The sequence below is a fragment of the Streptomyces sp. Je 1-332 genome, from assembly GCF_040730185.1.
GTDB lineage: Bacteria > Actinomycetota > Actinomycetes > Streptomycetales > Streptomycetaceae > Streptomyces.
The window spans coordinates 2,911,144-2,933,957 of sequence record NZ_CP160402.1 but is presented as its reverse complement, the minus strand read 5'-3'; the positions used below and the strand labels follow the sequence as shown (position 1 = coordinate 2,933,957).

At 72.1% G+C, this 22,814-nt stretch carries 18 protein-coding genes, 1 tRNA gene and 1 pseudogene; 9 read left to right on the top strand and 11 right to left on the bottom strand.

Features of this window, described 5'->3' with window-relative positions; all coding sequences use genetic code 11:
- The first annotated feature begins 11 nt into the window (after positions 1 to 11).
- Entirely contained in the window at positions 12 to 749 is a 738-nt protein-coding gene (locus ABXJ52_RS13425) for a decarboxylase (RefSeq protein ID WP_367042161.1), read from the top strand.
- A 765-nt stretch (positions 750 to 1,514) separates the two neighbouring features.
- Complete coding sequence (locus ABXJ52_RS13420) at positions 1,515 to 2,612, top strand: LLM class flavin-dependent oxidoreductase (protein ID WP_367042159.1); 1,098 nt, start codon at positions 1,515 to 1,517, stop codon at positions 2,610 to 2,612.
- A 3-nt stretch (positions 2,613 to 2,615) separates the two neighbouring features.
- Here the strand turns inward: ABXJ52_RS13420 and ABXJ52_RS13415 are convergent, their stop codons facing one another.
- Positions 2,616 to 4,421, bottom strand: coding sequence for an EAL domain-containing protein (locus ABXJ52_RS13415; protein WP_367042157.1), 1,806 nt, complete (start codon positions 4,419 to 4,421; stop codon positions 2,616 to 2,618).
- A gap of 327 nt (positions 4,422 to 4,748) precedes the next feature.
- Between ABXJ52_RS13415 and ABXJ52_RS13410 the strand changes: the two genes are divergently transcribed.
- Positions 4,749 to 6,035, top strand: coding sequence for a M6 family metalloprotease domain-containing protein (locus ABXJ52_RS13410; RefSeq protein WP_367042155.1), 1,287 nt, complete (start codon positions 4,749 to 4,751; stop codon positions 6,033 to 6,035).
- 108 nt (positions 6,036 to 6,143) lie between these two features.
- Here ABXJ52_RS13410 and ABXJ52_RS13405 read toward each other — a convergent pair.
- The 7 genes from ABXJ52_RS13405 to ABXJ52_RS13375 form a co-directional block, all read right to left on the bottom strand.
- A tRNA-Lys gene (locus ABXJ52_RS13405) sits at positions 6,144 to 6,217 on the bottom strand.
- Entirely contained in the window at positions 6,208 to 6,828 is a 621-nt protein-coding gene (locus ABXJ52_RS13400; RefSeq protein WP_367042154.1) for a bifunctional DNA primase/polymerase, read from the bottom strand. Before ABXJ52_RS13400 ends, ABXJ52_RS13405 begins: the two co-directional genes overlap by 10 nt.
- A 138-nt stretch (positions 6,829 to 6,966) precedes the next feature.
- Positions 6,967 to 7,332, bottom strand: coding sequence for a hypothetical protein (locus tag ABXJ52_RS13395; protein WP_367042152.1), 366 nt, complete (start codon positions 7,330 to 7,332; stop codon positions 6,967 to 6,969).
- A 128-nt stretch (positions 7,333 to 7,460) separates the two neighbouring features.
- The gene (locus tag ABXJ52_RS13390; RefSeq protein WP_367042150.1) at positions 7,461 to 8,825 is read right to left on the bottom strand and encodes an AAA domain-containing protein; all 1,365 of its coding nucleotides are present in this window, start codon (positions 8,823 to 8,825) and stop codon (positions 7,461 to 7,463) included.
- A complete protein-coding gene (locus ABXJ52_RS13385) occupies positions 8,822 to 10,417 on the bottom strand; it encodes a hypothetical protein (protein ID WP_367042148.1) in 1,596 nt (531 codons plus the stop codon). Before ABXJ52_RS13385 ends, ABXJ52_RS13390 begins: the two co-directional genes overlap by 4 nt.
- Before the next feature lie 387 nt (positions 10,418 to 10,804).
- Positions 10,805 to 12,022: a hypothetical protein gene (locus tag ABXJ52_RS13380; protein WP_367049034.1), complete on the bottom strand. Its 1,218-nt coding sequence runs from the start codon at positions 12,020 to 12,022 to the stop codon at positions 10,805 to 10,807.
- Positions 11,973 to 12,980 carry a phosphatase PAP2 family protein gene (locus tag ABXJ52_RS13375; protein ID WP_367049032.1) on the bottom strand — a complete coding sequence of 336 codons (1,008 nt, stop codon included), beginning with the start codon at positions 12,978 to 12,980 and terminating at the stop codon, positions 11,973 to 11,975. The genes ABXJ52_RS13380 and ABXJ52_RS13375 overlap by 50 nt, the downstream gene beginning before the upstream one ends.
- A gap of 267 nt (positions 12,981 to 13,247) precedes the next feature.
- On the opposite strand from ABXJ52_RS13375, the gene ABXJ52_RS13370 reads away from it, so the two are divergent.
- On the top strand, positions 13,248 to 13,847 hold the full coding sequence (locus ABXJ52_RS13370) for a histidine phosphatase family protein (RefSeq protein ID WP_367042146.1): 600 nt from the start codon (positions 13,248 to 13,250) through the stop codon (positions 13,845 to 13,847).
- A 31-nt stretch (positions 13,848 to 13,878) separates the two neighbouring features.
- Here ABXJ52_RS13370 and ABXJ52_RS13365 read toward each other — a convergent pair whose 3' ends face one another.
- On the bottom strand, positions 13,879 to 15,324 hold the full coding sequence (locus ABXJ52_RS13365; protein WP_367042144.1) for a tetratricopeptide repeat protein: 1,446 nt from the start codon (positions 15,322 to 15,324) through the stop codon (positions 13,879 to 13,881).
- 267 nt (positions 15,325 to 15,591) lie between these two features.
- On the opposite strand from ABXJ52_RS13365, the gene ABXJ52_RS13360 reads away from it, so the two are divergent.
- Both ABXJ52_RS13360 and ABXJ52_RS13355 read left to right on the top strand, forming a co-directional pair.
- The gene (locus ABXJ52_RS13360) at positions 15,592 to 16,077 is read left to right on the top strand and encodes a hypothetical protein (RefSeq protein WP_367042142.1); all 486 of its coding nucleotides are present in this window, start codon (positions 15,592 to 15,594) and stop codon (positions 16,075 to 16,077) included.
- A 67-nt stretch (positions 16,078 to 16,144) separates the two neighbouring features.
- Positions 16,145 to 17,005: a fused MFS/spermidine synthase gene (locus tag ABXJ52_RS13355; protein ID WP_367042141.1), complete on the top strand. Its 861-nt coding sequence runs from the start codon at positions 16,145 to 16,147 to the stop codon at positions 17,003 to 17,005.
- A gap of 93 nt (positions 17,006 to 17,098) precedes the next feature.
- Here ABXJ52_RS13355 and ABXJ52_RS13350 read toward each other — a convergent pair whose 3' ends face one another.
- On the bottom strand, positions 17,099 to 17,629 hold the full coding sequence (locus ABXJ52_RS13350) for a hypothetical protein (protein WP_367049030.1): 531 nt from the start codon (positions 17,627 to 17,629) through the stop codon (positions 17,099 to 17,101).
- A gap of 107 nt (positions 17,630 to 17,736) precedes the next feature.
- Between ABXJ52_RS13350 and ABXJ52_RS13345 the strand changes: the two genes are divergently transcribed.
- The 3 genes and pseudogenes from ABXJ52_RS13345 to ABXJ52_RS13335 form a co-directional block, all read left to right on the top strand.
- Positions 17,737 to 18,426 carry a response regulator transcription factor gene (locus ABXJ52_RS13345; RefSeq protein WP_367042139.1) on the top strand — a complete coding sequence of 230 codons (690 nt, stop codon included), beginning with the start codon at positions 17,737 to 17,739 and terminating at the stop codon, positions 18,424 to 18,426.
- The gene (locus ABXJ52_RS13340) at positions 18,423 to 19,814 is read left to right on the top strand and encodes a HAMP domain-containing sensor histidine kinase (protein WP_367042137.1); all 1,392 of its coding nucleotides are present in this window, start codon (positions 18,423 to 18,425) and stop codon (positions 19,812 to 19,814) included. The genes ABXJ52_RS13345 and ABXJ52_RS13340 overlap by 4 nt, the downstream gene beginning before the upstream one ends.
- Positions 19,815 to 20,180: 366 nt before the next feature.
- Positions 20,181 to 21,068: pseudogene (locus ABXJ52_RS13335) on the top strand (chitinase); the annotation flags it as partial.
- A 71-nt stretch (positions 21,069 to 21,139) separates the two neighbouring features.
- On the opposite strand, the gene ABXJ52_RS13330 reads toward ABXJ52_RS13335, so the two are convergent.
- A complete protein-coding gene (locus ABXJ52_RS13330; RefSeq protein WP_367042135.1) occupies positions 21,140 to 22,789 on the bottom strand; it encodes a bifunctional aspartate transaminase/aspartate 4-decarboxylase in 1,650 nt (549 codons plus the stop codon).
- Positions 22,790 to 22,814 lie beyond the last annotated feature (25 nt).

Below are 22,814 nucleotides of genomic sequence, written 5' to 3'. Positions count from 1 at the left end.
GGAGGCTGGAAGTGACCGCACTTGGTTTCCTCTATCCGGGTCACTCGGCTGAGGACGACTACCCCCGCATGGAGCAGATGCTGGGAAGTGATGTCCGGCTGCAGGTCGTCCACACCGACATCGGCGAGGACGCGCACCGGGTCGACGCACTCCTGGAGATGGGGTCGACGGCACGGCTGGCCGCCGGGGTCGAGGAGCTGCGTCTGTCCGGGGCCGAGGCGGTGGTGTGGGCCTGCACCAGCGCGAGCTTCGTCTTCGGCTGGGAGGGTGCGCACGAGCAGGTCCGCGCCCTCGCCCGCTCCGCGGGCCTGCCGGCTTCCAGTACGTCCTTCGCGTTCGCGCACGCGGCGCGGGAGGTGGGGGCGGGCAGAGTCGCCGTCGCCGCCACGTATCCGGAGGACGTGGCGGGGCTCTTCGCCTCGTTCCTGAAGGCGGCCGGCGTGGAGGTCGTGTCGACGCAGTCGAACGGCATCATCACGGCGGCGGAGGTGGGTACGTGGGGCTGGCAGGAGGTCAGGGCCATGGCCCACGCGGGCGACCACCCCGACGCGGAGGCGCTCCTGCTTCCCGATACGGCGCTGCACACCGCGGCGTACATCCATGACCTGGAGCAGGACCTCGGCAAGCCGGTCCTGACGGCGAACCAGGTCACGGTCTGGGAGGCACTACGCCTCGCATCCCGCCGGGTGAACGCCCCGTCCCTGGGCGCACTCTTCACCAAGGAGCCGGTGGTGCAGGCTCGGGGGTAGCGGGGGCCCGTCCGTGCGTCCGTCCGTGGGGTTGCTTCGGCTCGGGAGCCTGCGGGAGCCGTGCTCCGGGCGGACATACCGGCACGTCCCCTTGCGTGGGCTGCCGGCTGCGGGCCCTCGTGCGTTGCTGCGGGGCTGGTCCGTGTGCGGGTGCGGGGCCGCGTCGGTATGTCCGTCCTCGCTATCGTCCGGTGGGCGTGGGGTTGCTTCGGTTCCGGAGTGCCGCGAGCCGTGCTCCGGGCAGACAAACCGACACGTCCCCTCCCGCGCGCTGCCGACTGCGGGCGTGTGCGACTTCGGAGCTGGTCCGTCTTCGGGTGCGGGGCCGCGCCGGTATGTCCGTCCTCGCTATCGTCCGGTGGGCGTGGGGTTGCTTCGGCTCCCGGTGTCTTCGGGAGCTGTGCTCCGGGCAGACATACCGGCACGTCCCCTCGCCTCTCGCTGCCGACTGCGGGTGCGTGGCGCTGCCCGCCCAGGCGGCGTGTTCTCCACCCACCCGCTGGCGGTAGGCGCCGTTCGTCGCTCCCCCCGGTCGACCCCTTCCCCAATCCCACCCGCCCGTTACGCCCACCCACCCCCTGTCACCGCGGGGCAATCGGGCGGGTGGGAGGAAAGGCTTGTTCGGGCAGGGGTGGACGCGGGGCAATCGGGCGGGTGGGTGGGAGAGGTTGTTCGGGCAGGGGGACCCCGGGGAATAAAACGGAGCCCCCCTCCTGTTGGACCGCGGAGTAGGAGCACGCACCGCGCAGCAGGAGGCTGGACCCCGTGACAGTGGACCCGAGCGACGACATCCGCGGCGAGCGGCACGGCAGCGCGCCGGTCCCGCTCTCCGTACTGGACCTGGTGACCGTGGGCGCGGGGCGTACCGCCACCGACGCCTTGAAGAAGAGCGTGGAGATCGCCAGGCTGGCGGAGGGCCGCGGATACCACCGCTACTGGGTGGCCGAGCATCACTCCATGCCGGGAGTCGCCTCCTCCTCCCCAGCGGTCATCCTCGCCCACCTCGCCGCCCACACCGACCGCATCCGCCTGGGCTCGGGCGGCGTCATGCTCCCGAACCACGCCCCCCTCGTCATCGCGGAGCAGTTCGGCACCCTGGAAGCCATGGCCCCGGGCCGCATCGACCTGGGCCTGGGCCGCGCCCCGGGCACCGACGGCGCGACCGCCGCAGCGCTCCGCAGGACGGACCGCCTGAACGAAGGCGCCGACGACTTCCCGCAGCAGCTCGCCGAGCTGACCCGCTTCCTGGACGACGACTTCCCCGACGGGCACCCGTACGGCCGTATCCACGCCGTCCCGGGACCGGTCCAGGCCACCTCACCCGGCGGCGTCCAGTCCCCGCACCGCCCGCCCCTGTGGCTGCTCGGCTCGTCCGGCTTCAGCGCCCGCCTCGCCGGAGTCCTCGGCCTGCCCTTCGCCTTCGCCCACCACTTCTCCGCGCAGAACACGATCCCGGCCCTCGACCTCTACCGCGAGTCCTTCAAGCCGTCCGCCGTCCTCGATGCCCCCTACGCCCTCATCGGCGTCTCCGCGCTGGCCACCGACGACGAGAAGGAGGCCCGGCGGCAAGTACTCGCCGCCGCGCTGAACATGGTCCGCCTCCGCACCGGGAAGCCGGGGCTCGTCCCGACTCCCGAGGAGGCCGAGGCGTACGAATTCAGTGAGATGGAGCGGGAGTTCATCCAGAACTGGAACTCCAACGTCATCCATGGCACCGCCGACCAGGTCCGCACCGGCCTCGACGACCTCGCCAAGCGCACCGGCGCCGACGAGATGATGATCACGGCCAACGCCCACAGCGGTGAAGTGCGACTGCGCTCCTACGAGTTGATCGCCGACGCTTACGGGCTGCCCGGCGCGTAGCCCTCAACCCGCCGCCAGCAAGGCGGAGATACGATCCGGCGCCACCGGGCGGGAGTACAGCCACCCCTGCCCGGTGTCGCAGCCGATCCGCCGCAGCCGCGCCGCCTGGGACGAGGTTTCCACGCACTCCGCGGTGACGGTCAGGCCGAGCCGGTGCGCCAGTTGCACCAGGGCCTCGACGATGACCTCGTCGGCGGGGTTGATGTGCGCCTCGCCCGCTTCCGCGTCGTACTGGAAGCCACGTACGAAGGAGCCGTCCAGCTTGAGGACGGAGACCGGGAGCCGGCTCAGGTACGCGAGGTTCGAGTACCCCGTGCCGAAGTCGTCGATGGCGATCCGCACCCCCATGTCGCTGAGCGACTGGAGAGCTTGGAGCGGGCGGCCCGCCGAGCCCATCACCGCTGATTCCGTGAGCTCCAACTGCAGTAGTTCGGGGGAGAGTTCCGTCTCGGCGAGGATCTCCGCCACATCGGCCACCAGGTCCGAGTCCCACACCTGCCGCACCGCGACATTGACGCTCACGAAGACCGGCGGCCGCTCCGGGTGGTCCAGCTGCCACTGCCGGGCCTGGCGGCATGCCGTCCGCAGCACCCAGCGGCCCAGCTGCACGATCGAACCGTCCTCCTCCGCCAGTGCGATGAACCGATTCGGCGTCAGGAGACCGAAGCGCGGATGCTGCCACCGCACCAGCGCCTCGACCCCCCGCACACCGCCGTCCTCAAGTCGCACCAACGGCTGGTAGTCCAGCAGGAATTCGCCGCGCTCGACGGCCGGGCGAAGGGAACTCGACAGTGTCTGGCGGGTCATGCGGTGGGCGTTGCGCTCGGGGTCGAAGAGCGTCCAGCGCGCCTTGCCGTCCGACTTCGCCCAGTACAGCGTCGTGTCGGCCGCCTGCATGAGACAGGTGGTGGTCGTCCCGGCCGCGCGGCGCTCCACCACGCCGATCGATGCCGAGACCGAGAGCCGCTGGCCCGACAGATCGAAGGGGTCCTGCAACGCCTTGAGCGCCGCGTCGGCGAGGTCGGCGAGCTGGTCCGTGCCCGTCGAGTCCTCCACCAGCAGCGCGAACTCGTCGCCGCCGAGCCGCGCGACCAGCGGCACCGACGTCCTGCCGTGACCGGCCTCGTCGGCGCAGCGCGTCAGCCGCTCCGCGACCGCCGCGAGCAGCCGGTCGCCGACCCGGTGGCCGAGGGTGTCGTTGACCGCCTTGAATCCGTCCAGGTCCAGATAGCAGAGCCCGATCCGGCCGGTTCCCGTGTCGTCGTACGCCCCCGCTTCGAGCGCGGCGGCCAGCCGCTCGAAGAACAGGCTGCGGTTGGGCAGCCGGGTCACGGGGTCGTGCATCTGCAGATGCCGCAGCCGGGCCTGGAGCTCGCGGCGCGCGCTGATGTCGGTGGCGGCGAGCAGCACCGTACGCCCGCCGGGCATCGGCGAGACGGTGATCTGGACCCACGGCGAGTGCCCGTCGGGGTGTTTCAGGCGCCGGGTGCAACGCAGCTTCGCCTGCCGGCCGCGGAGCACCTCGCGATAGGCGTGCCAGGTGCGCGCGTCCGACGCCAGGTCCACCAGATCGGCGGCGAGACGTCCCACGAGCTCGTCCGGGGACGCGCCGAGCAGCTCGGCGAGCGCGTCGTTGGCATCGACGACGAGGCCGTCGCCGTCCACGACCCCGAGGGCGAGAGGGGCGGCGGCGAAAGCGGCCCGGTGGTCGGGCCGCTGCCCCGGATGGCGACGCTCCGTGATGGGCGCCCTGGCGAGGTCGGGTGCTGTGACCGCTGTGGGCGCTTGGCCTTCAGACGTTCCGTTCACCACTTGCTCCCGCAGTGCAGTTGTTCGGCGAGGCCGGGCCCGCGCAGGAAAGTGTGCCGATCATAGGGGCTGGCCCGAGGGCGCATCCAGCCACAGAGCGGCGGCGCGTGGCGGCCACGGTAGGCATAGGACAGACGCATGCCCGGCGTGGATGTGGCGCCCACCCGGCGGCAGATCGTTTCTGCTCGCACGTGTACTGCTTCCTTTACGCCTCAATCCACCCGGCGACAACTTGTGACGTTCCGTGAGCGCTCCGGGAGTGGCGCGTCACCCGGCTGGGTCAGTCAAACAGGGCGTAATGGAAAAAAGCGTCACAGGGTGGGTGGGATGCCCCGTAACCCGCACCCGGAGGTGGACGTGCCGCGTCAGCTACCCCCCTGGGGACTCACCCGTGGAGGGGAGAGACCCCGGTTGCGCAGCACGGCCGCCGCCTTTACGTCCCTGACCGCACTCGCCGCAACGGGGCTGGTCGCGGGTCCCGCCATCGCCGAGACCCCGGTGGTCCCGTGCGCGCTCCAGCGCACACCGGCGCATCACTCGGAGGGCCTTGACTCCTGGAACGGCGCCTACACGCGCCCCGACCGGGCCCTCGACGCGGTGATGGTCTTCCTCTCCTTCCCCGACTCCCCGCCCCAGATCGCCCCCGAGGAGCTGGTGGCCGACTACTTCCCGGCCACGAGCCAGTTCTTCGACCGCGCCTCCTACGGAAGGTTCGCCCTGCGCCCGCACCCGCAGCGCGAGTGGGTGGAGATGCCGGACGACTCCACCTCGTACGCCATACAGCGCGACTGGAACGCCTCCAAGCGCAGCGCCTACCTGCGGGACGCGATGAGCGCCGCCGATCCGCACGTCGACTTCTCGCGGTACGACGTCGTCTACTTCGTCGCCGACCCGGACGCGCCGGGCGTCAACTCCGACGCGACGAAGGTCGTCAACTTCGACCGGCCGATGCGGGCCGACGGTACGGACATCAAGCGCATCGTCACGGTCTTCGAGCGGCATCCGCCGGACCGCAACGTCCTCGCCCACGAGACCGGTCACGTCTTCGACCTGCCCGACCTCTACCACCGGCCGACGGAGGGCGAGGGCGACTGGGACACGCACGTCGGCGACTGGGACGTCATGGGCAGCCAGTTCGGGCTCTCCCCCGACCTCTTCGGCTGGCACAAGTGGAAGCTCGGCTGGCTCGACCGGCGGCAGGTGGCGTGCGTGGAGGGCGAGGGGCGGCGGCTGACGCTGGAGCCGCTGTCGAAGCGGCCCGCGCGCGGGGGCGTCGGCGGCACCAAGCTCGCGGTCGTCCGCACGGGGCGCGGCAGCGCGATCGCCTTCGAGGCGCGCGACGCGCAGGGCAACGACCGCGCGACGTGCGCCGAGGGGGTGCTCGTCTATCGCGTACGCAACGAGGCGCCGTCCGGCGGCGGCCCGGTCGAGGTCCTCGACGCCCATCCTCGGTCGGAGGCGTGCTGGGGCGACTCGGTGTATCCGCCGCTCGCGGACGCGCCGGTGGTGGCGGGGGAGAGCTTCACGGTGCCGGACGAGGACGAGGACGTGCGCGTCGAGGTCGAGGGGCGGACGGCGTCCGGGGCGTGGACGGTGAACGTGTCGGTGGGCTGAGGTGGTCTCCGCCGGCGGGTGGCTCACGGGCGGGTGCCGCCGGGTCCTCACCGGGGCATCGGGCATGAAAGAAGCCCCCCGCTTGCGCGAGGGGCTTCTTTCTGTCTGTGCGCCGCCAGGGACTCGAACCCCGGACCCGCTGATTAAGAGTCAGCTGCTCTAACCAACTGAGCTAGCGGCGCCTGCTGACGTCGTAGACCTTAGCACTCTGATCGCCGCCAGGAAAAATCGATATACGGACCGCGGAGCCGGCCGCCGAGCGGGCCGCGCGGACGCAGGCCCAGAGCATGACCTCGGGCCCGGGAAGCCAGGGATGCCGGGCGTCGGGGGCCACCAGCCAGCGCGATTCCAGGTGGCCCTGGGGGTGGCCGGAGGGCGCGGCATCACGGGTTTTCGCGGTGACCGGCGGCACCGTCACGGCGTCCCCCGTGCCGTGGCAGAGGATGCCGGGCACGGCACGGCCCCACTCCTCCCACTCAAGGAGCGAGGGCAGCCGCTGGGCGGTTCCGGGGGCGGCGAAGAGCAACGTGCGGCCGCGGTGCGCGGCGACGGGGCCCGAGCCGGGGCCGTCTTCCCATAAGCGGTCGAGCATCCGCCGGCCGAAGACCGCGGGGACGCTCACCACGTCGAAAACGGAGCCGCAGGGGAGGACGGCTGGGGCGGTGGGGCGGCTGCGCCAGTGGGCGAGCGTGCTGCGCGGATACGTTTCCGCGGAGGCGAGCCAGGCGGCTCCCTCGGTGGTGACGTCGGAGATGTCCTGGGCGGGGGCCGGGTGGAGACGTGTGCTGCTCATGGCAACTACATCTACCGGTGGTGAGGGTTCCAGTTCGGAGAGTTGCCAGAAACCGGGACAGCAAGGGGCGGGAGGGAGTACCTTGCCCCGTGGCATATGCCCCGCGACCTTCTCGCGGAGGACTCCTCCGGGGTCGCCTCAGGCCTCCGGGCCGCCGCCACCCGCGCCGGCCCCGCGCTGGAGATCCCGGCCGAACTCGACCATCTTCTTCGCGTAGTCCTCGGTCCACTGGGCGCGCTCGGCGATCGCGGCGGGCGTCAGCCGGTCGAAGCGCCGGGGGTCGGCGAGCTGGGCCGCCGCGATCGCCTGGAACTCGACCGAACGGTCCGTCGCGGCCCGGAAGGCGTGGGTCAGCTCGGTGGCACGGGCCAGGAGCTCGCGCGGGTCCTCCATCGACTCCAGGTCGAAGAAGTGCTCCGGGTCGGCGACGGCTTCCGCGGGCTCGAAGAGCAGGGGCGCGGGTCGCAGGCGCTGCTCGGTCCGGGGCCGCTCGGGCTCCGCCATGGTTCGTCCTCCTCGTACGTTCTCCGGCCGTGGGGCCGTCTTCCATTCTCCCTTGCCGCGCAAGGGGGCGGGGGGCCTAGGGGTGTGGGGCTTCCCGCCGCCCTCCGGCGGCCAGGGGGTGTGGGATGTCACGGGCGCCACGCCACGCGATGCTCGGCCAGGCGGGCCAGTACCGCGTGGTTCGCTTCCCAACCGTCCGGGAACTTCACCGTTACGCCCAGTTGGACCGGTTCCGTCGACGGGTGGTCGTCCAGTAGTTCGCTGACGCCCGCGCGGCAGATCACGATGCAGGCGTGGCGGTGGCGGGATGCCAGGACGCAGAGGCGGCCCGTCTCCAGGTGGAACGCGGTGGCGTCCGGGCGGCCGGAGAGCGGGTGCAGCACGACCGTCACGTCGAACTCGCGGCCCTGGAGCCGGTTGGCGGTGTCCACCGTGACGTCCGTGACGCCGAGTTCCGTGAGGGCCGCGCGCACCGCCGCCGCCTGGTCACGGTGCGCGGTGCCGACGGCGATGCGGTCGGCCGTCAGAGGAGTGGGCTCCGGGCCGCGCTCCGACGTGGCCGCGCCGCCGCGGTCCAGGAGGCGCCGGACGACCTGGGCCACCGCGCGTACGGCCTCGGGGTCGGTGCGCGGCGTGTTCCGCGCGGGCAGTTCGAGCAGGCCCCAGCCCGAGTCCGCCGCCTCGTCGATCACCCGGTCCGGCCCCGAACCATCCGACGGCACACCGAAGTTGAGCCGCCGGTCGCCGTGGTCCGTGCCGCTGCGGAAGGGCGTGTACGGATAGAACGCGGCCGAGACCAGCGGGGCCGCCGACGCCGGAAGCCGCCAGGACACCGGCAGGCGGTGCTGGGGCAGTTCGGGGTTGTGCGCGAGGAGTGTCGTCACCGCGCTCGCCGAGGGGTCGTACGCGAGGCCGGCCCACTGCTCGGCGCCCACGATCGAGAACGGGTCGAGCTGCCCCGGGTCGCCCACGAACAGGGCCCGCTCGAAGAGCCCGGCCACCGCGAGCAGCGCGTCCGAGCGCATTTGATACGCCTCGTCCACGATCGCGTGCGGCCAGGGCGCGTCGAGCTTGCCGGCCTCGACGTGCGCCCACTTCGCCGCGGTCGACACCACGATGTCGAGCCCGGCGAGGTCGGCGGCCTTCGTGGACGTACGGACGGAGGGCAGGTCGTCGAGGGCCTTGTCGTACGCGTCCGGGTCGCTGCTGTGCAGACGGCCGACCGGCAGCTCGGGATCCTTCTCGGCGATGCGCAGGATCAGGTCGTCGACCTGGGCGTTCGTCTGGGCGATCACCATCAACGGGCGCCCTGCGGCGGCCAGTTCACGGGCCGCGCGGACCACGAGCGTCGACTTGCCCGCGCCGGGCGGCGAGTCGACGACGACGCCGCGGTGCGCGCCGTGCAGCGTGTCGTGCAGGATCGCGTCCGTGGCCCGGGTGGCCGCCGCGCCGGGGTCGAACGAAGCGCGGTCGAAGGGAGCGGTCGGACTCACAGGGTGTCCTCCGGCGTCACGGGGTCAGGACGCTCGGCGGCGTCGCCCGGCGGGCCGCCGTGGGTCCACGGCGTCTCCTCGGGGTCGGGGAGCTTGGGTCCGCCGCGCTGCTCGTGCTCGAAGAGGGTCCAGCAGATCCGGTCGCCCTTCTCCGGCACGGAGCCGGGCTCGGCCTCCTTGCCGCGGCCCATCTTGTCGACAATGCGCAGCACGACGGAAGCGCCGCCGCCCTCCGCCTCGTACATCACGAACTCGGCTGTCTGCGGCTTGCCCTGGAGCGAGCGGTACACCTTCACGCGCTCGGCCAGGTGCGGGCGGTCGTCCGTGCGGACGGTGACCAGCGGGCGTGGCCTCGGACTCCTGCTCTCGCTGTACGCCATGACCACCTCGGTCACCTCACCGGCGAAGGCCTCGCCCGCGAGCCGGCGGCCCGCCATCACCAGGGGGTCGTCGAGTGCTTCCTGGGCTTCGAGCCTGGCCTGCTCGCGCTCGCGCGTGGCGAGCTTGTTCGCCGCCGTGACCGCGTCGTCCCTGCGGGGCTGCGGGGGTTCGCCCGCCGTCACGCGGTCGCGGTGGCCGGTGAACGACCAGCGGTCGCGGGTCCAGCGGTCGGCGGCGCGGGGGGCCTCGGGGAGCGTGCAGAGCGCGTCGAGGCCGCGCCACACCGCGTCCCAGGTGGGGCGGGTCCTGCTCTCGATCAGGGAACGGATCTCCCGTTCGGCCGCGGCGAGTTCGGCGAGACGGGTGTCCGACTGGACGCCGTCCTCGGCGGTGGCGAGGGCGCCGCGCGCGCGGTCGTAGCGCTCGATGGCCGGAGCGAGGAGGTGGTTGTCGAACGCCGGGTCCGTGGCGGGCCCCGCGGGTGGGCAGAGCAGCTGGCCGCCCGCGTCCCGCGCCAGCTCGGCGCGGAGCGCGGCGTCGGCCCCGGATGTTCCTTCCGGGGCCTCGATCCAGGCGAGCAGGGCGCCGAGGTGCTGGTCCTCCAGGCTGGACTGACCGGTGGCCCAGTGCCGGGAGAGCAGTTCGGTCATCGCGACGAGCAGCGAGGAGCCGGGGACGCGGGCCCGCTCCCCGAAGTGGGTCAGCCAGCGGCCGAGGAGGGGGACGCGGGGCGGGGCGGGGTACGGCGTCTCCGGGTCCTGCTCGGCGGTGCGGCGAAAGCGGGTCGAGCGGCCGATGAGCCGTACGAAGTCGATGCCGGCGCGGCTCGGGACGATCAACTGCGGGGCTTCCGAGCAGAGTTCGACCTCCACCCTGACCCGCTTGCCGGTCTCCGGGTCCGTCTCGCTGCGCTCCGCCGCCTCGACGTCGTCCGTGAACGAGTCGACGTACTCCAGGACGGTGTCCGCGAGTTGTGCCAGGAAGGTGAAGCGGAGGTCGCGGTCGCGGGGCTGGGGTACGACGAGGAGGCGGGGCGAGGTGCGCTCCGTCCCGACGAGCGCGCCGAGCGGGGCACCTGCCTCGCCGGCGGTGATGAGGGGGACGAGGACGAGGGGGCGCTGGGAGAGGTGGCGGTGCCGGGCCGTTGCTCTTGGCTGGGCTCGGCCTGTTGCCACCGCCTCCAGGCGGGCGAGGTTGTCGATCAGTGACATCGGGCTGCCGTCCTCCCCTGCGGGGCCGCTGCGCTGGGCTTTTGCGGTGTGTGGTTCGTCGGCGGCTGCGGGCCGCCGTCCCTTGCCCCGCCGCTTCGCGGCGGATTTCCCCCACCCACCCACCCGATCACCCGGCACCCTCCACGCACCGAAGAAAAGGCGACGGCAGCCGCGGGACACTGACGCGAGCGACGTGCGCCCGCCCGAAGGCTCCAGAGCGGGTGGGCGGGTGGGAGAAAAGCGGCAACCGCCGCCGTGCAGTGGTGCGGGCGACGGAGAACACCGCCCCGTCCCGACCCGGGCAGCGCCCAGCGCCCCCGCACCCCCGTGCAGCCATGCATGCCCCGGGGGTGCGACGCCTCGCGTGGCGGCCGGGTCGTGGAGGCGTCAGCACTCCGGACCCCCCGCCCCGCCCGAGGCGCCCCCGCCAGCCAACGCCTCGGCTCGCAGTGCCGCCGCTCTCCTCAGCGCCGCCACTGTCGGGTCCGCGGGGTCGCCCGAGGCGCCGGTGGCCGCGGACAGGACGTCCTCGACCGTCGTCAGGCTGCCCAGCTCCCCCCGCACCGAACGGCCCAGGGACGTCACCGAGCCCTCGTCGCGGGAGCGTTCGCGGCAGTGGAAGGCCAGCTCGCAGGCGGCCAGGCACTCGGGGGCGTAGGTCGCGGGGACCGATTCGACCGCCGCCGTCAGGTCGGGCGCGGGGCGGTTCACGTCGAAGGTGGTGCCCTCCGGGAGCGCCGCCGCGATGTCCTCGATGCGGGTCAGGCGGGCCAACTGGCGCCTCGCCACCGAGAGTTGTTTGCGGACGTCGATCGCCGAAGCCGTGGGGAGGTTGGAGAAGTCCTTGGGGCAGACCAGGAGCACGTGGTCCCGGATGCGGGGCGCGGGGTCCATGTGCGCCGCGACCCGCTCCAGCGCCAGGGCATACACCGCGGCCTGGCGCGCCGCCGCGCCCACCTTCGCCGCGTCCGCCGAACCGTCGATCATCGGGAAGGACTTGATCTCGACGACCGTCCAGCTGCCGTCGGGGTGGACCACCACCGCGTCCGGTTCGAGGAAGGCGGGCGTCCCCGCGACGTCGAGCGCCAGCATGGGGTGGTCAAGGAGGGTCCAGCCCCCCGTCGAAGTCGCCTCGGTCGCCTCCTCGGTGGCGACGGTCGCCTCGGTCGCCTCCTCGGTGGCGACGGTCGCCTCGGTCGCCTCCCGCAGCGCCAGCGAGGTGCGGGCCGCGCGGCCTTCGGGGCCCACCGCGGCCAGGTCGGGGACGGACGACTCGCCCGGCACGGGCTCCGGGCCGCCGCCGAGCCGGCCGTGCACCAGGCGCAGCAGCTCCGCGCCGCCGTCCGCCTTGACCTTCGCCTCGAAGGCATTGCCCCGCATGAACGCGAACTGAGACTGACCGAAGGGCGCGGGGGAGCCGAGCGACTGGGCGAGCGCAGCCTTGTCCACACCCGCGCCGTCGAGCAGCGCGCGCCGCCTGCACCCCGGATTCGCGGCGAGGGCCGCGAGCGCGCGGGCGTCCAGCGGCGCCGCGGGCACGTCGGGTCCGCGCAGTTCAGCGAGCCGCTGTCTTAGCGCCGTCCCCCGCTTCGGCGGGGCGGGCACTCGGCTCGGCGCCTGGCTCGGCAGGCCGCTGTCGCGGCCGGGGAATTCGCTCACCCGTCGAAGTCTGGCACCCGCCACTGACAAGTGAGGAATCCGGGGCGGAAGAGGCAGCGGGCGAGCCCGCGAAGGACCTGGACCGCGCCCCGGCCCGCACCTCGGCCGAAGGCCGCGCGGCGTCGAACGGCAGTCCGACCCTGGCCTTCATCCGGTCCGCGACCCGCAGCACCGGCCGTACGAGGAGCAGCCCGACGCCCATCACCGCTGCGCCCGCGACGGCATCGAGGAAGTAGTGGTTCGCGGTGCCCATCACGACGATCGTGGTGATCAGGGGGTAGGCCACCGCCGCGGCCCTGACCAGCGGCGAACGCCCGTGACGCCACAGCACGACCCCGCACCACAGCGCCCACCCCACGTGCAGGCTCGGCATCGCCGCGTACTGGTTGGTCATGCCGCCGAGCCCGCGCGGCGCGCTCGCCTCGCCGCCCCACCAGCCGAAGTCGCTGTACTGCGCCATGGTGTCGACGAAGCCGTACCCCTCGCTCAGCAGGCGGGGCGGGCAGGTCGGCATGAGCGTGAAACCGATCAGGCCGATCATGGTGGAGGTCATCAGCCACGCGCGTGCGGCGCGATAGTGGACCGCGCGGCTGCGGAAGAGCCAGACGAGGACCAGGGGCGTGACCAGGTAGTGCAGGGACGCGTACCAGAAGTCGGCGGGGACGCCTATCCAGGAGTGGTCGGTGAACAGACGGTTCAGCGGGTGCTCGGCGTTGAGGCGCAGGAGCTTCTCGACGTGGAGTATGTCCAGGCCGTTGTCGACGGCGCCCGACACGTCACCGCGGGCCAGCAGCCGTCCCGCCGAGTACGCGGCGTACACCAGCACGAGCAGCGGCAGCTCGGTCCACCAGCGAAGCCGGCGCCCGACTATGCCCCCGGTGCCCGGAGCGTGGGTCTGCGGCATCCGGTCGGTCCCCCATCTGTCTTTGGTCATGCGGTGTTCGCCGCCGCCTCACTTTACGGCGTACGCGAAAGCCCGCTGAGGCGGTCCCCGGTCGTCTTAGACGCAGAGATCGACGACCGGGTTGCTCCTCGCGGGCACGAGTGATCGCGACGGGGTGCGTGAGTGATGATGGAGGGTACGGACGGTTCGCTGTCCACAGAATTCGCTCTATGGCAGCCGATGGCCTGATGGTCTCCACCGACGGCTGTCGGCTCGGAAAGGCTCGACATGGCACCGCGCATCCTGCTGGCCCGCCACGGACAGACGGAGTGGTCCCTGTCCGGGAAGCACACCGGCAGGACGGACGTCCCGCTCCTGGAAGAGGGCCGGGGCGGCGCGAAGCTCCTGGGTGAGCGCCTGCACCGCGCGCCCTTCGACGGCCTCCCGGGCGTCGAGGTGCGCACCAGCCCGCTGTCCCGCGCGCGGGAGACCTGCGAGATCGCCGGCTTCGGGGACCGTGCCACCACCTGGGACGCGCTCATGGAGTGGGACTACGGCTCCTACGAGGGCATGACCCCGGCCGACATCCAGGGCGTACGCCCCGGCTGGTTCATCTGGCGCGACGGCGTCCCCAGGGGCGAGACCCTGGAGCAGATCACCGCCCGCGCCGACGAGGTGGTGGCCTGGGCCCGCAGCGCGGACCGTGATGTCCTGGTCTTCGCGCACGGGCACATCCTGCGTTCCATCGGAGCGCGCTGGCTCGGCCTCGGCATCGACTTCGCCGCCCGCATCCGCCTCAACCCGACCTCGATCTCCACCCTGGGCTGGGCCTACGGCGAACCGGCCATCGAATCCTGGAACGACACCGGACACCTGGCGGAGCAGTAGCAGCAGCAGTCGCCGGGGGAGCGGGGGCCGGCTACACCGCCCGCGGCAGGGAAGCGTGCCGCTCCAGGAAGCCGCACACACCAGAGGCCCGCCGGTGCGGGAGCAGCACGCGGGCGGTCGTGGCGAGCATCGACTGGATGCGCGAGGACTGCACCTCGTCCAGGAGCCCGAGCACGCGCATCCCCGCCGTCGCCGCCTCGTCCGGGCGGCCCGCGCGGGCCAGGTCGTCGGCGAGCTCCGCGGTGTAGAGGGCGATGTTGCGGGTGAACTGCGGGGTCTGCGCCGACGCGATGCCCGCCGCGCGCCGCGCGTGCCGTGCGGCCCGCTCCCAGTCGCCGAGCGCCGACCAGCACTGGGCCTCCAGGACTTCCAGTTCGCCGGGGCCGTAGAAGGTCATCCACTCCGGGTCGGCGTCCGAGGGGCCCCGGTCGAAGAGGGCGTGCGCGTGGGACAGTGACCGCTCGCAGCCCGCCCGGTCGCCGAGCCCCGCCCAGCCCCCGGCCTCCCGCAGCGCGAGGAGCGAGAGGAGCCGCGGCGACGAGAGGTGCCGGGCGGCCCGCGCCGCCGCCTGGGCCGCCCGCACCGCCTCGCGGGGCCGCCCGGCGTCGCGTGCGAGGAAGGCCGTGTTGCAGAAGGCGTGTGCTTCCAGGGCCGGGTCACCGGCCATACGGGCCGTCGCGAGAGCCTCCGCGTAGTGCGAGCGGGCGTCGTCGAAGCGGCCCGAGTCGTGTGCCAACCAGCCCACGGAGATGGAGAGTTCTCCGGCGCCCGTGTAGAGCCGGTCGGCCATCGTCTGGCGGGTGGTGCCCGCGTCGAGCAGCGCGTAGGCGGTCCGCAGCGGGGCCGCCGCGCGTCGGTACAGGCCGTCGGCGCCGTGCCGGTCGTCGAGCAGCCGGATCCTGCGCACGGCCTCCTCGACCGCGGTCGCCTCGGCCTCGCCGGCCCGGCCGCCGTTCTGCGCGGTGGCTTCGGCAGGGCTCGGTTCCGCGAGCCCGAAGGGTCCCAGAGAGGCGGCGGCCACGGTGGCCGTACCGCTCATGAATGCGCGACGCCGCACGTCGATCTCCTCGTGACTCTGGATCTCGTACGGGTCGCACTCGTGCAGTTCGGGGCCCACCGGCCCGGACGGGGGAGACTCATACAGCTGGATCGTGGTGTGTGACGCGGGCGCGTCGGACTCGGTGCGCGCCCCCCGTCCGCGCACCGCGGAGCGGGGTGCGAACCCCAGATCCGTCAGCGTCCGGCCGGGGAACATGTGCAGGAACACCCGCTCGTACGCGTAGTTGGGGCAACGGATCTCGCCCGCCTCCACGCGTCCGATGTACCGGGCGTCGCAGCTGACGCGCTCACCGATCTCGCGAGCGGCCCTGCGGATCAGCGCGGCGAACTCGCCCGGCGAGCGCTGTCCGCGCAGCTGCCGGAAGGAGAGATTCGGTCGTGGGGACGGAGTTGACGATGCCATCGGTGACGACGCCATGGCCTGACCCTCTCGTACGGATCGTGCCGGATCGCGCCGAATCCTGTGGATCCGACGGTGCTGCCCCTGTTCCGGCGGAGCACGAACGTACCCGCTGTGATGGGGACGGCACGCGGAGTTTGGCTACAAACCGGATATCTCACCCACGATCCGCCATGAACTGCCATCCTTTGCGGCGGCATTGCGCCGTAGCTGTTGACGCCGTCCCGCGTTGAACCATGAGGAGAGGGAGCGACGCGGCTTCCACCCTGGCGAGGAGGGGTCCCCTTGTTGGAGATCGGCGTGGAGAACGGCGAATCGCGGGCGTCGCTGACCACGGCACGGCACCTGCCCACCCAGGACCGCAGCGCACCACCCCAGCAGGGCGCCCGCCCCGCGGAGGCTGCCGACTGCTGCGATCTCGTCACGGTCCCGGCCCGCCAGGGCCTCGAAGCCGTCGACATCCTGCGCCGCGGGGCGGGCGACGCCGTCGGCCCCGTCCTGCACGACGGGAGCTGCGACACCCTCGGCTTCCTGGTCCCGCCCGGCACCGCCGACGCCTGGGACCTGCCGGGCAGCGCCTGTACGCAGACCTCGGGGCGCGGCATGCGCCTGCACGCCGAGCCGGAGCCCGTACCCCCGCCACCTCCGGTCGCGGGCACCGGCTGGCTGCTGCCTCCCGACGAGGCCGATCCGGTCACCGACCCCGCCGTCCTGCGTGCGGCGCTCGGCCAGGCGGCCCGCACCATCGAGGCCGCCGACAACTGCCGCTGAGCCCGCGACGGGGCGGTGCTCCCAAGGTCATCGGGCCGCCCACCGCGCGTACGCCGATAATGGTCCGATGGCAAGGAACAGGCGGTCCCGGGAAGAGGCGGAAGCCGTCGTCGAGAAGGTGGACGGCGGGCTCGCCGAGCTGATGCCCGACCGGGACAGGCCGCGCGCGTGGACGCTGCTCGTGGACGGCGCCCCGCAGTCCCATGTCGACCTCGACGACCCGGCGTATCTCGACTTCGAGTACCAGCGCAGGCTCGGCCACGTCGCCGACCTGGTCACGCCGCCCGGCAAGCCCATCCAGGCCCTGCACCTGGGCGGCGGCGCCTTCACCCTCGCCCGCTACATAGCCGCGACCCGGCCGCGCTCCACCCAGCAGGTCATCGAGCGCGACACGGCGCTCATCCAACTCGTACGCCGCGCACTGCCGTTGGACCCGCAGGCGAGGGTCCGGGTGCGCGGCACCGACGCCCGCGAAGGCCTCGCGAAGATCGCGGACGGCTGGGCGGACCTCGTCATCGCCGACGTCTTCAGCGGCGCCCGTACCCCCGCCCACCTCACGAGCGCCGAGTTCCTCGGTGACGTACGCAGGGTCCTGAAGCCCGGCGGTCTCTACGCGGCCAATCTCGCCGACGGACCGCCGCTCGCGCATCTGCGCGGCCAGCTCGCCACCGCAGCCACGCTCTTCCCGGAGCTCGCGCTCATCGCCGACCCGGCGGTGCTGCGCGGCAAGCGCTTCGGCAACGCGGTGCTCGTCGGCTCCGACCGGCCGCTGCCGATCGCCGAGCTGACCCGGCGCAGCGCGGGGGACTCGCATCCGGCACGGGTCGAGCACGGCAGGGCGCTCATCGACTTCAGCGGGGGAGCGGCGGCGGTCACGGACGCGAGCGCGGTGGCGTCACCGGCGCCGCCGCCCTCGGTGTTCCGCTGAGACCGGTTCGCTGAGGACGGCTCGCTGAGGGCGGTCCGCTGAGGACGTTCCGCCGGATTTTCCGAAGTCTGGTCGTTCCGCCGAACCGACCGGTCAGTACTCGTTGATCTCTACGGCCGGGGCGTGGTCGTGCCACGTGCAGAACACCGAGACCTTGTCGGCGCCCGAGGTGAACTCCACCCTGATCCAGGTGTCCTGCTTCCACACCTGCACCGACCAGCCCGCCGCCGGGGTCGCCGACACCAGCGTCGCGGAATCCTTGCCGAGGTCGAAGACGACCCGGCCGCCCTCGGTGGAGTAGCTCTTCACGTTGCCGGGTGCGGGAGCGGGAGCGGAGGGGCTGCTGGGCTTCGCGGACTTGGTCTTCGAGGGCTTGCTCTCGGGGGGCTTCGACGACTTCGAGGGCTTCTTCGACTTCGAGGGCGAGGGGGTCGGCGTCGGGTCCGCGCGGTGCGTGGACGAGGAGAGCGGCTCGGCACGCTCGCCGTCGGACGCGAGCGGTACGGCACGCGGCGGGTCGTAGGCGGTGCCCGCCATGACGGTGTGGACGCCCCACCAGGAGAGCGTGACCGCCGCGCCCGTGGCGAGCGACCAGGCCATTGCGTGTATGAGTCCTCTGCGCATCGCGAGCCATACTGCACCACGGGAGCCGTCGGCGTCGCCGGAGGACCGGGCAGGACCGGGGAGGACCAGGAGGACCGGGGTCACTCATATGGCGTACGGTGCCGCCCATGGCAAGTGTGCTCGTCGTCGAGGATGACCAGTTCGTACGCTCCGCTCTCATCCGGCATCTGACCGAGGCATCGCACACCGTGCGCAGCGTCGGCACCGCCCTCGAGGCGCTGCGCGAGGTGGCCCATTTCCAGTTCGACGTGGTGATCCTGGACCTCGGTCTGCCCGATCTGGACGGTTCCGAGGCGCTGAAGATGCTGCGCGGGATCACCGACGTCCCCGTGATCATCGCCACCGCGCGCGACGACGAGACCGAGATCGTCAGGCTCCTGAACGACGGCGCCGACGACTACCTGACCAAGCCCTTCTCCGTCGAGCATCTCTCGGCCCGGATGGCCGCCGTCCTGCGCCGCTCGCGCGTCACGGCGGGCGAGGCCCCGCCTAGCCGGGAGATACGGGTCGGCGGGCTCGCCATCGACCCGCTGCGCCGCCAGGCCGAGCTGGACGGGGCGCGGCTCGATCTGACCCGGCGCGAGTTCGACCTCCTCGCCTTTCTCGCGGGGCGGCCCGGAGTCGTCGTACCCCGCAAGGAGCTGCTCGCCGAGGTGTGGCAGCAGAGCTACGGGGACGACCAGACCATCGACGTACATCTGTCGTGGCTGAGGCGGAAGCTGGGCGAAACGGCCGCCCGGCCGCGCTATCTGCACACGCTGCGGGGTGTCGGCGTCAAGCTGGAGCCACCGCTGTGAGGTGGGCACTGGTCAAGGTGTGCCTGGCCGTCACGACGATGGTCGTGGTCGCCTTCGCGGTGCCGCTCGGCCTGGTCATCCAGGAGATGGCGCGCGACCGTGCCTTCTCGAACGCCGAGCGGCACGCGGCCGGCATGGGCCCCACGCTCTCCATCACCACCGACCGCGATCAGCTGACCCGGGCCGTCGCCACGTCCGAGGCGGGCGGCGAGGGCCGCATGGCCGTGTATGTGCCGCCCATCGGCAAGGCGCCCGCCCTGGAGATCGGCGACCGGCGGGCGGACGCGCACGCGGTGGAGACCACACGCAAGGAGGGACGGGCCCGGACGGCGACCGTCGACGGCGGCTTCGCGCTGCTCCAGCCGACGGCGCTGAGCTCCGGGCAGATCGCCGTGGTCGAGATCTTCGTGCCCGAGGGCGCGGTCAGCAACGGCGTGACCACGGCGTGGCTGGTCCTCGCGGGCGTCGGCGTCGCCCTGATCATCGGCTCCGTGGCGGTGGCGGACCGGCTCGGCGTACGCATGGTGCAGCCCGCCAAGCGGCTCGTGGGCGCGGCGCAGTCGCTCGGCGACGGAAAGCTGGGCGCGCGGGTCCAGGAAGAGGGGCCGACCGAACTGCGCCTGGCCGCCGTGGCGTTCAACTCCATGGCCGACCAGGTGGTGCAGCTGCTCGCCAACGAACGGGAGCTCGCGGCGGACCTGTCGCACCGCCTGCGCACCCCGCTGACGGTGCTCCGGCTCAACGCGGCCTCGCTGGGCGACGGCCCAGCGGCCGAGCAGACCCGTATCGCGGTGGAGAAGCTGGAGCGCGAGGTCGACACGATCATCCGCACCGCCCGTGACGCCAAGCCGCAGACCGCCGCGGTCGGCCCCGGCGCGGGCTGCGACGCCTCCGAGGTGATCCAGGACCGGATGGCCTTCTGGTCGGCGCTCGCGGAGGACGAGGGGCGCGAGGTGCGGGTCGCGGGGGTGGAGCGGCCGGTGTGGATCCCGGTGGCGCGTCCCGAGCTGGTCGCCTCCCTCGACGCGCTGCTCGGCAACGTCTTCCGGCACACGCGGGAGGGCGCGGCGTTCGCGGTGGACGTGCACAGTGGCGAGGATGCGGTGATTGTCCTGGTGTCGGACGCGGGGGCGGGGATCGCCGATCCTGAGGCGGCGTTGGCGCGGGGCGCGGGGTCGGGGGCCGATGGGTCCACTGGCCTGGGGCTCGACATCGTGCGGCAGCTCGCGGAGTCCACCGGTGGCGATGTCCGCATCGGGCGGTCCGTGCTGGGCGGCACGGAGGTGCGGATTTGGATTCAGCTTGACGGGCGTCGGCCTGTCGCCGGGGGGCGGGGGCACCGGGGTGCCGCTGTACGCCGCCGAAAGCGCGCCCCGAGTGTCCGCTAGCCCCTGAACCGCCGCTTCGCGGCGGATATTTTCCCGCCCACCCACCCGATTACCCCGCAGCTCCCCGGCGACCTTTAACCGGCCCCGATCGCTCCCTTAAGCCCACCCTAAGTTCCAGTGCAGAGCCCCAATTGCCTGCAATGTCCCGCCTCCGCGCGGCTAGCGTGCTGCACGCACCCCACCCCCCCGCACAGCTAAGGCAGGCACGCGATGAGCAGTACGCATCGACGCACGGTGAGCACCAAGTCCAAGGTCATAGGCGGGCTCGTGGCCGCCGGCCTCGTCGGCGGCGGCGCTTTCCTCTTCTCCGGGACGGCACTGGCGACGAAGGCTCCCGCGCAGGACACCGTCAAGGCCGCGGAGAGCGCCAAGTTCTCCCCCTTCGTGGACACGTCCCTCGCCCCCGCGTACGACCTCGTCGACACCGCGGAGAAGACCGGCGTCAAGGAGTTCACCCTCGCCTTCATCACCTCCGGAGGCAGCTGCGAGCCGCTCTGGGGCGGCACCACCGGGCTCGACGACGACAAGGTCGCCTCGCAGATCGATGCCCTGCGGGCCAAGGGCGGCGACGTACGCGTGTCCTTCGGCGGCGCGGCCGGCTCCGAGCTCGGCCTCAAGTGCGACAGCGCCGACGAGCTCGCGAAGGCGTACGGCAAGGTCGTCGACAAGTACAAGCTGACGAAGGTCGACTTCGACATCGAGGGCGCGGCCCTTCCCGAGACCGCGGCCAACACCCGCCGCGCGCAGGCCATCGCGCAGCTCCAGAAGGAGCACGAGGGCCTGGACGTCTCGTTCACGCTGCCCGTCATGCCCGAGGGCCTGACCCAGCCGGGCGTCGACCTCGTCGCCGACGCCAAGAAGAACGGCGTGCAGGTCTCCGCCGTCAACATCATGGCGATGGACTACGGCCCGTCCTACAGCGGCGACATGGGCAAGTACGCCATCGACGCGGCCACCGCCACGCAGAAGCAGATCAAGGGCGCCCTCGACCTGTCCGACGAGGCGGCCTGGAAGGCCGTCGCGGTCACCCCGATGATCGGCGTCAACGACGTCACCACCGAGATCTTCAAGGTCGACGACGCCACGGAACTGGTGAAGTTCGCCGAGGAGAAGGGGATCGGCCGGCTGCACATGTGGTCCTCGACCCGCGACAAGGCCTGTGAGGGCGGCGCCAACAACGGTGCGCAGCCCACCTGTTCGTCGATCGAGCAGGAGCCGCTCGCCTTCACGAAGGCGTTCGCCGCCTTCAAGTAGGCCCCAAGCCACCACCCCCCACGGCGCCTCGACCGGCATCCCCCCACCCGGTCGGGGCGCCACTCGTGCGGTCAGGCCTTGCTCGCCTGCCACTCCGACGCGTAGTCGTTGAAGATCGCGCGCAGGTGGTGCCCGATCTTCAGGTAGTCGAGGTCGTCCAGGTTGGCCAGCGACACCCGCACCGACCACTCCGGACCCTCGAACCCGCCGCCGTTCAGGAGCACCACATGGGTCTGCTCGGCGAGCCTGAACAGGGGATCGACCGGCTCGTAGTTCTTCTCCAGGAAGTCGGCGAAGTCCTTGCCGTGGACGCGTTCGGCCTCGGCGAGCAGATCGAGCTCGATGTAGTAGCAGGCCCGCTCCGGGTCCTCCGAGATCTTCATCTCGGCGCCCTCCAGGAGCAGTTCGAGCCGCTGGCGCACGATCGCGCGGATACGGTGTTTGTACGCCTGCCCCTCCTCCAGCATGTCGAAGAGGGAGAAGAGGGCCATCATCATCTGCTGCGGGAGCGAGAGCCCCGAGGTGTGGTTCAGCGCCACCTGCCGGGAGTCCGCGACCAGGCGGTCGATGAACTTGATCTTGCCTGGGTCGAGCGTCAGCGTCCCGTACCGCTTGGCCAGCCGGTCCTTCTCCTCCTGCGGCAGCCCGGCGATCAGCTCGTCGATGACGTTGTCGTCGTGCAGCCCGATGGCGCCGAGCCGCCAGCCGGTGGCGCCGTAGTGCTTGGAGTACGAGTAGACGAGCAGCGTGTTGCGCGGCAGGTCGGCGGCGATGGAGCGGAAGCCCTCGACGAACGTCCCGTACACGTCGTCCGTCACGATCAGGAGGTTCGGGTTCGACGTGGTGACGATCTGCTCGATCTGGTCCGCGACCCGCCGACTGAGCGCGAGCGAGGGAGGGTTGGAGGGGTTGACCAGGCAGACCATCTTGATGTCGGGGTCCGCGAGCTTGGCGACCTCCTCCTCCGGGTAGCGCCACTCCCGCACGCCCGCCTCGGCGAACATGCTCGCTTCGATGTACGTCACGTCGAACTCGTACGTGTCGAGCTCGGGAATCTCGATGTACGGCGTGAACACCGGCACCATCAGGGCGATCTTGTCGCCCTTGTGCAGGACGCCGTTCTTCATGAGCGAGTCGAAGATGTAGCACATGGCGGCCGTGCCGCCCTCGGTGGCGAAGAGCGACAGGTTGTCGGCGGGCGGCTTCCTGTCGAACATCTCGTCGGCGACATAGCCCCGCACGATCTGCTCGGCGTGCTTCAGCATCCGGTCGGGCACCGGGTAGTTGTCGCCGACCGAGCTGTCCGTCAGCTCGTGGATGAAGTCGTCCCGGTCGAAGCCGAACCGCTCGATGGCGTGCTCGACGCACTTCTGGAGCAGCTCGATGCCGGGCAGGTCCGGGTGCTGCCGTACGAAGGTGTCGAAGCGGGCGCCCGACCCCTTCTTCTCCGGCATGCCGCCCAGGTCGTCGGCGGTCCAGACGCGGCGGGACTCGGAGAGGGCGAAGTAGCCGAGCGCGTAGAACGCCTCGCGGGGGCCCGTGGCCACCCAGTTGGGGTTGCCGCGGCCCGCGTTGAGCAGCTGGACGCTGGACGTCTCCTTCTGCCCCGGCTTGTCCGCCTGTACCGCCTGGGCGATCTGGATGAACTTGTCCTTCAGCTCGAAGGGGCTGAGCTGCGCGAAGGACTGGATCTCCGCGCGGGTGAAAGTGGTCTTGGGCACAGCTCGTTCCTCACGTGGGGGGGAA